The following is an 11,571-nucleotide window of genomic DNA, read 5'->3' on the forward strand; positions in this document are numbered from 1 at the left end:
CCTCCTTTTTATGCCTTTGGATGGGCTTGTTTATAAATAGATTTAAGTCGTTCTACTGAATTGTGCGTGTAAATTTGCGTAGCGCTAAGGTTAGCGTGGCCAAGCAATTCTTTAATTGCGTTTAAATCGGCACCCTTATTTAGTAAGCTGGTTGCAAACGTGTGCCTTAACACGTGGGGGCTTTTTTTATCTTGGGTTGATATGTGTGAAAGATATTTCTGCACTATTAAATATATAAGCTTTGGATATGCACTTGCTCCTTTATCTGTAACGAGAAACGTTACGGAATTGTTATGAAAATTTTCACTTTTCTTTGCCTCGGTATATCGCTTTAACAGTTGCACTAGCTCACTGTTAAGGGGTATTATCCTCTGTTTGTTGCGTTTACCTAAAACTTTAATGGTTTTCTCATACAAATTAATATCTTCCTCTTTTATGCCGATAATTTCGGCCAGGCGCATACCTGTGCCAAACAGCATCTCAATAACCAGTTTATCGCGCAAACCTTTAAAGTTATTCGTAAAAATAGGATCTTCTATGGCATCCATCCTGCCATCAAGCATACCGGTTAACTTATCACTATCAACTATGGTAGGCAGGTTCTTTGGCACTTTAGGCGCGTTTATACGCGATGTTGGGTTGATAGTTATCTCACCCTCCTGCAATAAAAACTTAAAGTATTTGCGCAGCGTGGCAATTTTACGGTTAACCGAGCGTGCAAGCAGCTTGTTATCCATTAGCTCAACCATCCAGTTGCGGATATGGTGATGGCTAATTTCTGATGGGTGCGAAACCGATGGTGTGGTGTTGGGTGGGTTTAAAAAGAGCAGAAATTGCTCCATGTCCGATTGATAGGCAGATACCGTATGGGGTGAGTATCTTTTCTCGAACCTGATGTACTCTATGAACTTATCTAAAAACATAAAAACTATTTGAACACCCAATAAATTGAATGTACAAATAGTTTTTTTATAGTGACAAGAAAATCTGTAAAATTCTTTTTAAACAAGAATTAAACAGTAGTTTCTAAATTCATATTCTGCTTGTAGATAGCATGTTTAATTTCATGCCTGCGGGTAATTGATTTCTTTTCAAAAGCCTGGCGACTGCGCAGTTCTCTTAAAACACCCGTTTTTTCAAATTTCTTTTTAAAGCGTTTTAATGCTTTGTCTAATGATTCGCCGTCTTTTACGTTAATAATGATCATAATTCCAAATACCTCCTTTCAGGGACGTCAAAGGTAGGAAAATACTTTTAATTCTGAAATACAATATTTTAAAAGATTTGCCTTTATTATCCTCTTATACAATTTGCTCGAAAAAACCTTTAATGTTGGCTGCGAACAGCTGAGGTTGTTCTATTGCCGCGAAGTGACCACCTTTTGGCATCTCTGTCCATTGTGTGATATTAAATGACTTTTCTACAAACGAGCGGGGGGGTGTGGGTAATTCTTTAGGGAAACGTGTAAATGCCACCGGAGTATTAATGCGGTTGTCCCTGCCAAATTTAAGCGGTTTTTTCCTGCTTTCCTTATAAAGCCTTATAGATGACGGCAGGCTTTGGGTAAACCAGTATAAAGATACATTGGCAAGCAGTTCGTCGTAACTGATAACGCTTTCCAGGTTACCGCCGCTATCTGTCCAACTTTGGAATTTTTCTATGATCCATCCGCATAAACCAGCCGGCGAATCGTTAAGACCGTAGGCGAGTGTTTGTGGTTTGGTACTTTGTATACTGCCATAAGCCCCTTCTTTAGCATACCAGTCGGCTATCTGCTGTTTATAGATATTTTCTTCCACGGTCAAACTATCACCGGGCTTCATATAAGGCTGGTATGAACCGGGGATAAAATTGAGGTGCAAGCCAATTACATTATTGGGATGTTTTAGGCTAAGCCAACTGCTTATCCCGGCGCCAATATCGCCGCCTTGTGCGCCATATTTTGTATAACCTAAGCCTAACATCAATTTATGCCACAAATCAGCTATAACTGCACTATTACATCCTGATGAAGTAGGCTTTGATGAAAAGCCAAAACCTATAACAGATGGTATCACCAAATCAAATGTGAGCCCCGTTCCTTCGGTTAAGTAAGGTATCATCTTCATCATTTCCAGAAAAGACCCTGGCCAGCCATGTGTGATTATTAATGGTACCGATTTGCTGCCTTTACCTTTTACATGTATAAAATGTATTTGATATCCATCAACCCCGGCAATAAAATTATCATAGGAGTTTATCTCACTTTCGGTTTTACGCCACGAGTAATCATTTGTCCAGTAAGTACACAAATTTTTAAGATAACTTAAGTTGGTACCATAAGCCCATCCTGCCCCATCTATCTCATCGGGCCAGCGGGTGTTTAACAGCCTGTTGTTAAGATCAATTATTTGTTGTTTGGGAATGGCAACTTTAAATGGACTTATTTCCATTGCCTTATTGCTTTAAAGCCTGCGGCGCCCTTTTATCTGGCGGTAGGGCCATAAACTTCTTATAGCTATCATTAACATAAGCCACCATTGATTCGGCATTATTGCTGCGCAAAAACGCATAGCTCGGCCTAAACATGGTCATAAAATTTTCCAGATCGTTTCCACGCAACGGTATCAGGCTGGTTACGTAAGCCGGGCTAAATGCTGCATCAATACTACGTTCTTCGGCTTCGCGCTGAAAATAGCGTTTTAACCTGCGGGCTTTCTTCCCTTCGCCACTAAACCAGGTCGATGGCGAAAATACATATACCTTACTCTTTTCATAAACCTCCGGGTATTCTTCTCTCGGGTTAAACGTTGTACGGGTTGCCGTAATGTTTACCGCTCTTAAAGATATCATTGATGTGCTCATCATTATCTTTTTTGGAGCAAGGTCAACCAGGTAAAGTGTATCTGAATTGTACCCCGGCGAATTAAATATAAGCGTTTGGCCTGCTGCGGCCCTTATAGAAAAGTTTCCGTTTTTATCGGTGATGCTTACCTGCCTGTTATTTACATTTTTTATAAAAACATCCGGCAGCCTGGTAGTGGTACCATTCTCATAAACGGTACCTTTAAATACGCTTTGCGCATTAGCTAATGAGGTTATAAATAATAATGTAACGGCGGCGAAAAGTATTTTTTTCATGGCTGATGTATTAGCTAATAACTTAAACTTGTTTTGGCTGGTAAAGGTTTCGATTTTAACACTTCAAATCAATAAAAAACCCGGTTTAAACCGGGTTTTTTATTAATTATTGCTTTTTCCAAACATTGTTGTCGGGATTGTAATCAGGTAAGACCTTATCAGGGTCATAAGTTACCGATTCAATTTCTTCTGTTGATGGATATTTTACAACAAAGCTGGTATTGCGTTCCCATATCTCAACAGGTAGTTTAAGGCGTTCAACCTTACCGCTAATTGTTTTAATTTCTAATATAGCAGGCATAGCCAGTTTATCAAGGTTATCAAGGGTTATTAAAGCGCCTTTGCTTGCATCGCCATTTACATATTTAACCTCGCGCACGCCAACATCCAGGCGCCAGTTGTTTACAAACCAGCCTCTCCAGAACCATTGCAGGCTCTCGCCGCTTGCATTCTCCATCGTCCTGAAAAAATCATCAGGTGTTGGGTGTTTAAATGCCCAGCGGGCAACGTAGGTCCTAAATGCAAAGTCGAAACGCTCTGGGCCTAAGATCTGCTCGCGCAGTAAGGTTAAACCTGTACCTGGTTTAAAGTACAGCAATAAGCCGGTGTTAGCTTCTTTAAGGTTATCTGGCTGGCTCAATACAGTTTCCAGCTCGGGGCGGGTAAGGTAAGCTCCCACTTTTTGCATATCCTGTTTTTTACCCGCATACTCGCCTTTGTTAAAATCGGCAGTAGATAAAGTATTGATGAAAGTATTAAAGCCTTCATCCATCCAGCCGTATAAACGCTCGTTTGATCCAACTATCATCGGGAACCAGGTATGGCCAAACTCATGATCGTTAACACCCCATAGCGAGCCTTTTTTAGCCCTCCAGCTACAAAATACAATGCCAGGGTATTCCATACCACCTACAACACCCGCAACAGCGGTAGCGGCAGGATAAGGGTACTCGAACCATTTTTGTGAGTTATACTCTATAGATTTTTTTACATACTCGGTAGAGCGGCCCCATGCATCGTTGCCATCGCTTTCAACCGGGTAAGCAGATATCGCTGTTGATTTTTTACCGCTTGGCAGATTCATTTTAGCAGCATCGACAATAAATGCGGCTGATGAACCCCATGAAACGTCGCGGGCATTCTTTATTTTAAAGCGCCAGGTAAGTTCTTTTTTACCAGCCGGGCGAGATGCCGCATCAGTAACTTCACTTGCCGAACGGATAACTACCGTTTGCTCGCTTTTTTCAGCTAATGCCCAACGTTTTAATTGCTCTGGTGTATAAACATCCTGTGGGTTTTGCAACTCGCCAGATGCTACTACAATGTGGTTTGCCGGGGCAGTGATGCTCAGGTCAAAATCGCCATACTCCAGGTAAAACTCGCCCGGGCCGGTGTAAGGTAAAGCATTCCAGCCCATAATATCATCATACACATACATGCGCGGGTACCATTGTGCTACTGTGAATATTTTACCGTTTTTGGTGTTCTGGATACCTGTACGGTCAGATCCGTAATCAGGCACTACAAAAGAATACTCGATGTTCAGTTTTACCTGGCCACCATTTGGGTTTACGCCTGTAGGCAAAAATATTTGCATACGGGTATCTTCTATCAAAAACTTAACCGGGGTATCGCCTATTTTAACCGATTTAATTTTGTAACCGGCATTCGGATTTGCAGCACGCCCACCAGTACCATTACGGCTACCGCTTGGGGGGATAATTGCCGAACCACGTGAATCTGATTTAAATAAGTTTTGGTCTAACTGCATCCACAGGAAATCTAACTTCTGCGGGCTGTTATTTGTATAATTTAGAACTTCAGAACCTGTAACCTCGTTGGTTTGATCGTTAAGGGTTGCCGCTAACTGGTAATCGGCACGGTTTTGCCAATATTTTGGACCCGGCTGGCCATCTGCCGCGCGGAATTCCGAACCATTTTTGGTGTAAAAGAACGGCGCAAAAGCATCGTGATAGTTATAAGTGCTAACCGTTGGCTGCTGCTGTGCCTGTACAACGCCACTAACGGTCATAATAGCCAGCGTGCAACCGGCAATCAGTCTCAATTTCATAATTTTTATAATGATTTAGTAAAAACAAAACACAATAATACAAATTATTGAATAACCTGCTTACATAATTACGTAGTTGTAATGAGGAAGTTACCTTTTTGTTAATGGCCAAACCACAAATGCGGGCCTATTGGCTTTCGAACTCGGCTGTGTAAATAGATACCAGCTTGCCGGCGGTAAAGTTTAGTGTAACATAAACATACCTTTTAGCAGATATTGTTGAAACAAAGTACCATTGCGGTGAAGCGCTCATTTGCGGGTCATATGGCTTGTTGTTATCCTTAAAAAATATAGACAGGCGTTCGAGTTTTTTTGCTGATGCCGGGTTCTTCTTAATGTTTACCAGCTTTTGATAAATATCATCAACCGGGTCGCCTACCGTGATGGTGGTATTTTGGGCAAAATTAACCGGCCAGCGTGTAAGCGCGGTACCATTGTTAAGGAAAATGGTTTTCACTTTATTATTTTCGAAACTTAGCTGCACCCCGGTTGATGTACCGTTTGCCTCATCCATAAAAATGCCTGTGTATAAAGGCAACCTGGTTTTAAGGCTATCAATGCTGGTGTATATATTATTAACAATGGTTAGGCCCCCTATTTTTTCGGCAACCTGCACTTGCTGAAGTTTAGCGTACAAATCCGCACTTGTTTGCCCAATGGCTAATCCAAAAAGCTGCCCGCTGGTAAGTGTATCACTGGCGATTAGTTTTTGAAAGGGTGGTTCAATTATTATTTCGTTACCAGGATCTGCTTTCTTGCAGGCAGTAAACAGCGCTGCAGCTAATAAAAAAATGTATAATTTTCTCATAAGGTGGTTTTATTTAATTACGCTACCCATGGCAAAAGTGCTACAACAATTATTAACTAAGTTTTAAGCTTTTAAAAAACAACAGGCTGATCTACAGCAGCTCCTTGCTGTACACCGCCTCGTCAAATCCGAAGAACAGGAAATCGCCTTTTTCAATAACCGGGCGTTTGATCATGCTGGTTTTTTGCTGCAGTAATTGCAGGGCATCGTTTTTGGTTTTAATGCTTTCTTTAACCGAGGGATCAAGCTGTTTCCAGGTAAGGCCTTGCTTGTTCAAAAATCTTTCGTAGCCTGCTTTTTCATCCCACTCGTTCAATTTTTCGGCGCTTACGCCCAGTTTTTTAAAATCGTGAAATTCATAGGGTACATTGTTGGCCTTAAACCAGTCGAGCGCTTTTTTTACTGTATTGCAATTAGTGATACCGTAAACTTTCATGTTATAGTTTGATTTATTCCCGCCCACCGCCGCTGGTATCATCATTATTGATACCCCGCTGATTCTTTTTGATGGAGCTGTTAAGTTTGCCAAATTTATAACTTAAGTTAATACCAAATGACCGGAAGTAATTATAATTATAGGAATAGGTTTGAAAATCGGGTGTCCGGGTGTAAAAATCAAGCTTGTTAAATTTCTTGAAAGGGCTTTGTATATTTAGAGATACGGTTAGCTTTTTATCTAAAAACTCTTTAGATACGTTTGTGCCATAACCAAAATACCAGTTATCGGTACCCTGCAGCAGCACATACCGGCTATCATAACCAATATTGAGCCCAATGCGGTAACCGCTGTCAAACTTATAACTGCTGTTGGTAAACACATGCCCTTGTTGCCCGCTATTCGTAAAAAACTGGCCGTTATAAGTGCCCTTAAGCCAAATGCGCAATATTTCGGCATTAACATTCACATTTAATTTTTTTGATAGCGGGTAGTTTAGGTTTACATCGAGCCCCAGGGTTTTATTTTTACCCACGTTGGCAAACGTTGTGGTGGTTACATCGTTATTAACCGATGCCAGGCTTTGAATGGTGTTATTAGCAAATGAGTAACTACCGCTTATATTAACAGAACCCTTTGCGAAATTGCCATAGCTCAACTCAAAATTATTATTTATAGCCGGGCGAAGCCCCGCGTTACCCTGTGTTATATAATTAGGGTTCGACCTGTCGACAAACGGGTTTAGCTGATATATACCCGGTCTTTGTATGCGCTGAGTAAATCCAAAGGTAAGGCTGCTATTTTTTAAGCTGCGCTGTAAGGATACAGATGGTACCAGGTTATTAAACTGCTGGTTTAATGTACTACCTTTTGAAAATAACGCATCGTTGATTGTACGTTCAAACCTTGCCCCTGCTTTAACCGTCCACTTGGTAAATTTTAGCTGGTATGAGTTATACACACTATATATATCCTGTTTGTAGGTAAAATTATTTACCTGGGCGGTATCGGTAAGGTATTGATTCCCAACCCGCGCATCGCTATGAAAATTACTGAAGTTGTTTCGGGCAATCAACTTCCCTCCTGCTTCTATCGTAATTACTTTAAAAGGCTGTATATAATCCAGTTGGGTAGTATGTTCTTTTGAACCTGCACTGTTGTATTGGCGGTAACTGGGAGCGTTAATACCTATAATTTCGTTAAACTGGTTATTTGTAAAATTGCTGTATTTATAAGACGCTGTTACTAGCTGGTCTTTATTATTTTTAAATCCCAGCTGATAGTTTATCCCCACATCATACCTGTTCCAATCTCTTTCACCATTGTTTGAAATATTAGAGTTGTTAACCACCCCATCGCTATCCCGCTGCATGGTATTCTGATAATTGCCCGAGTTATTATTCCCATTATAGATATTGAATGTACCGGTAATCAGGTTCAGGCTATCCGCCTCGAAACTTAGTTCGGCACTGCCATATTTATTAATGCCTCTATTAAACTGGGTACCGTTTTGTATTAGGGTAGACCGGGTATTAAAAAAATCTGTCTGGTTAAAAAATTCCGCGTCGCGCCTTGGCCTTTGGCCATAACCGCCGTAACCATTAAAGCCAAACTTGCCCTGTTTAACTGTAGCGTTAAGATTTGTACGATAGCCAAAAACGCTATTATAATTTGCATTTATAGATCCGTTATAACCCTGGTCAGCTTTTTTAACGGTGATAATATTAATGATACCTGCTAATCCCTCGGCATCGTACTTAGCCGGCGGCGTTGTTATTACTTCTATTTTTACAATATTACTGCCCGGCATCGCCTTTAAAATATCAGATGGATTGCTCGACATTAAAGCCGATTCTTTTCCATTCAGCAAAATTTTATAATTACCGCTTCCACGCAGTTTGATATTATCTGTACCATCAACCGAAAGCAACGGCACCTTCCTGATCATATCCAGCGCGGTTAGCTGTTTGCTTTCTGGATCGGCCTGCACATCGTAGCTTATGCGGTCAACCTCTTGTTTCATTAAGGGCCTGGCGGCAGTAACAGATACCTCTTTAAGCTGATTGCTGGAAGGTGACAGCAGCATTTTGCCGGTATTAACATCAGCCGTGGCGGTTATATTAATAGCCTTTGTTTTGTAGCCCACGTAAATGAATGATAGCTTATAGGCTTTGGGTGCGAGCCTGGTGATCTCGAAACTACCATCATCTTTGGTAAGGGTGCTTTTTATGGGGAGATTGGTAACCGCATCTGTTATGGCAACTGTTGCATAACCCAACGGCTTATTTATGGCAGAATCAATTAATATGCCTTTAACTGATGTTGTTTGAGGCGCATTTTGCGCGAATACCAATACCGAAATAAAACAGCAAAATGCAGTTAGTAGAATTTTTTTCATGAAAGTGTATAGGCCTATAAGACACGCAAAGCTACTTTAACGTTGCATAAAGAATGGGCTTTTTAACACCTTTTAACTAAATAGTTAGGTAACAAAATAGTTACTTATTAAATTTGGTCATGGTTAGTTCGGTACCAATAGTGGCGAAGCTTTTTATCATTTCAATCGAGCGATCTATCAGTGCAGGCAGCTCGGGTTTTTCATCCTCATCGAAACCGCTTAAAACGTAATCAACCTGGCGGCCTTTGGGGAAATCGTCGCCAACGCCAAATCGTAAGCGGGCGTATTCATTATTACCTAAAGTTGCTTCGATATGTTTAAGGCCGTTATGCCCGGCGGCACTGCCTTTTGGTTTTAAACGCAGGGTGCCTAATGGCAGGGCAATATCATCAACTATCACCAGCACATTTTCAACAGGGATTTTCAACTCCTTCATCCAGTGGTTTAGCGCTTTACCGCTAAGGTTCATGTAGGTGGTTGGCTTTATTAAACACAGGGTGCGGCTTTTGTGGGTTACTTCGGTATAATAAGCCAGGCGCATACTGTAAAACTTTGCGCCTTCCTGCTTAGCCATTTCATCCAGTACCATAAAACCTATGTTATGTCTTGTATCGGCATACTCCGGCCCAATATTTCCTAAACCAACAATTAAATATTTCATACCCCCTCCGCCCCCTGAAGGGGGAACTCTTTTAAATACTTTTTTAACTGCGAATATATTACTATAAAATAAAAAAGCGACAGGTATAAACCTATCGCTTTTAGTTTCCATTCCCCTTTCAGGGTTAGGGGGTTATTTTTTACCTGCTTCTTGTTCAGCCTGGCGTAATGCACGTGAAGTAGTTACAGATACAATTGTATCTTCCTGTGCATTGGTAATAGTAAGGTTAGGCAATTTAATTTCGTTAACTTTTACTGATTTACCAACCTCAAGCGCTTCGATGCTTACTTCGATGTTATCCAGGTGATCTTTAGGCAATGCCTTAACACGCAGTTTCCTTAGTTTTTGAACTAATTTACCACCCACTTTAACACCCGGAGAAGTTCCTGTTAATTTTACAGGGATCTCAATAGTAACAGGTTTCTTTTCATCTAACAATAAAAAGTCGATGTGGATAAGTTGTTCCGTTAACGGGTGGAACTGCATATCTTTAATAATAGCTTGTGATTTAACACCAGCTACCTCAAGTTCGATGAAATGAACAACCGGAGTATAAACTACGGCTCTCAAATCAGCTGCGGACACTGCAAAGTGGGTTTGGGTTGCACCACCGTAAAGTACTGCAGGCACTAAGCCCTGGTAACGCAGTTCTTTAGCGTCTCTTTTCCCTACGTTCTCTCTTGGAGAACCGCTAATAGCAATTGATTTCATTATTTATTTATTATTCAAAGCCACACCAACATGGTATGGATATTTTTATTCTCTTTAATCTATCTTAAACAATTGACTTATAGAGCCATGTTCGTTAACGTTCATAATTGCCTTGGCAAACAGATCGTCGGTTGATAGCACCCTTATTTTAGGGCTTTGGTGTTTTAACGGTATGGTATCGGTAACTATCAGTTCGGTTAAAGCCGAGTTCTCGATAGTTTCGTAAGCCTTACCAGATAATACCGGGTGTGTACACACCGCCCTAACGCTGCGTGCACCACGCTCCATAATTAAGCTGGCAGCCTTTGCAAGCGTACCTGCTGTATCGCAAATGTCATCGATCAACACGATGTCCTGGTCGGTAACATCACCAATCAGCGTCATGCTTTCAATTTCGTTGGCGCGTTTACGGCGTTTATCGCAAATTACCACCTCGGCATTAAAATATTTGGCAAAACCACGCGCCCTGTATGAACCGCCCATATCCGGCGATGCAATGGTAAGCGCTGTTAAACCAAGGCTTTTTATATAAGGTACAAATATGATTGATGCATCCAGGTGATCTACCGGTACATCAAAAAATGCCTGTATCTGCGCTGCGTGCAAATCCATCGTCATAATACGGTGAATACCTGCTGCTACCAGTAAGTTGGCAACCAGTTTCGACCCAATAGCAACGCGGGGCTTATCTTTCCTGTCCTGCCTGGCCAAACCAAAATAAGGGATAACCGCTGTTATATAATGGGCAGATGCCCGGCGGGCGGCATCAACCATCATAAGCAGTTCCATTAAATTATCGGTAGGCTGATGGGTAGATTGGATCAGGAAAACATCGCATCCGCGGATAGACTCATTAAAGTGCGGCTGAAATTCGCCATCACTGAAACGGGATACGGCCATATCGCCAAGTTCTTTACCGTATTTTTCGGCAATGTTTTTGGCCAGCTCTGTTGAACCGGATCCTGCAAATAGCTTAACTGTATTAAACTGTAAAGGCATCTTATTATTTCGGATTTACGATTTACGATTTCGGATTTTAGTATCCTTATGTCGTTAGTCCTGTACCAACCCCATATAAACACAATCGGATTTCAATTTTTCCATCAGACCTAAATCCGAAATTGAAAATTCGAAATCCGAAATTTTTGTTGCCCGACCAGGATTCGAACCTAGACAAACGGTACCAAAAACCGTCGTACTACCATTATACTATCAGGCAATCTCCTTTGGTTTGTAAGCCATCCCAAAAAGGAATGCAAATATAGGACGATTTTTCAAAAGTCAAAAGCATATTTAAAAAAAGTATTTAAAATATTTTCAGAGGCAAAAACATGCGTTAAAAAGTGTTAACGTTTAGCTCTTTTAG

At 41.1% G+C, this 11,571-nt stretch carries 11 protein-coding genes and 1 tRNA gene; all 12 read right to left on the reverse strand.

Going from position 1 to position 11,571, the window contains the following annotated elements; all coding sequences use genetic code 11:
- Positions 1-8: 8 nt before the first annotated feature.
- The 12 genes from NPE20_RS23490 to NPE20_RS23545 all read right to left on the reverse strand — a co-directional run bounded on the left by NPE20_RS23490 (position 9) and on the right by NPE20_RS23545 (position 11,424).
- On the reverse strand, positions 9-923 hold the full coding sequence (locus NPE20_RS23490; protein ID WP_256541145.1) for a phage lytic cycle repressor MrpR family protein: 915 nt from the start codon (positions 921-923) through the stop codon (positions 9-11).
- Positions 924-1,012: 89 nt separating this feature from the next.
- Positions 1,013-1,207, reverse strand: coding sequence for a 30S ribosomal protein S21 (rpsU, locus tag NPE20_RS23495; RefSeq protein WP_067059690.1), 195 nt, complete (start codon positions 1,205-1,207; stop codon positions 1,013-1,015).
- Between the two features lie 94 nt (positions 1,208-1,301).
- The gene (locus tag NPE20_RS23500; protein ID WP_256541146.1) at positions 1,302-2,432 is read right to left on the reverse strand and encodes an epoxide hydrolase family protein; all 1,131 of its coding nucleotides are present in this window, start codon (positions 2,430-2,432) and stop codon (positions 1,302-1,304) included.
- 4 nt (positions 2,433-2,436) lie between these two features.
- Positions 2,437-3,120: a hypothetical protein gene (locus NPE20_RS23505; RefSeq protein WP_256541147.1), complete on the reverse strand. Its 684-nt coding sequence runs from the start codon at positions 3,118-3,120 to the stop codon at positions 2,437-2,439.
- Positions 3,121-3,226: 106 nt separating this feature from the next.
- A complete protein-coding gene (locus tag NPE20_RS23510) occupies positions 3,227-5,191 on the reverse strand; it encodes a M1 family metallopeptidase (protein ID WP_256541148.1) in 1,965 nt (654 codons plus the stop codon).
- Positions 5,192-5,318: 127 nt separating this feature from the next.
- Complete coding sequence (locus NPE20_RS23515; protein ID WP_256541149.1) at positions 5,319-5,999, reverse strand: hypothetical protein; 681 nt, start codon at positions 5,997-5,999, stop codon at positions 5,319-5,321.
- Positions 6,000-6,090: 91 nt separating this feature from the next.
- Positions 6,091-6,480 carry a Spx/MgsR family RNA polymerase-binding regulatory protein gene (locus NPE20_RS23520; RefSeq protein WP_256541150.1) on the reverse strand — a complete coding sequence of 130 codons (390 nt, stop codon included), beginning with the start codon at positions 6,478-6,480 and terminating at the stop codon, positions 6,091-6,093.
- The gene (locus NPE20_RS23525) at positions 6,449-8,833 is read right to left on the reverse strand and encodes a TonB-dependent receptor (protein WP_256541151.1); all 2,385 of its coding nucleotides are present in this window, start codon (positions 8,831-8,833) and stop codon (positions 6,449-6,451) included. Before NPE20_RS23525 ends, NPE20_RS23520 begins: the two co-directional genes overlap by 32 nt.
- Positions 8,834-8,933: 100 nt before the next feature.
- Complete coding sequence (pth, locus tag NPE20_RS23530) at positions 8,934-9,494, reverse strand: aminoacyl-tRNA hydrolase (RefSeq protein ID WP_256541167.1); 561 nt, start codon at positions 9,492-9,494, stop codon at positions 8,934-8,936.
- Positions 9,495-9,626: 132 nt separating this feature from the next.
- Positions 9,627-10,205, reverse strand: a complete 579-nt coding sequence (locus NPE20_RS23535; RefSeq protein WP_256541152.1) for a 50S ribosomal protein L25/general stress protein Ctc — start codon at positions 10,203-10,205, stop codon at positions 9,627-9,629.
- A gap of 54 nt (positions 10,206-10,259) precedes the next feature.
- The gene (locus NPE20_RS23540) at positions 10,260-11,204 is read right to left on the reverse strand and encodes a ribose-phosphate pyrophosphokinase (RefSeq protein WP_256541153.1); all 945 of its coding nucleotides are present in this window, start codon (positions 11,202-11,204) and stop codon (positions 10,260-10,262) included.
- A gap of 149 nt (positions 11,205-11,353) precedes the next feature.
- A tRNA-Gln gene (locus tag NPE20_RS23545) sits at positions 11,354-11,424 on the reverse strand.
- Between the last annotated feature and the right edge of the window lie 147 nt (positions 11,425-11,571).

It is taken from the genome of Mucilaginibacter aquariorum (assembly GCF_024498135.1).
Lineage (GTDB): Bacteria > Bacteroidota > Bacteroidia > Sphingobacteriales > Sphingobacteriaceae > Mucilaginibacter > Mucilaginibacter aquariorum.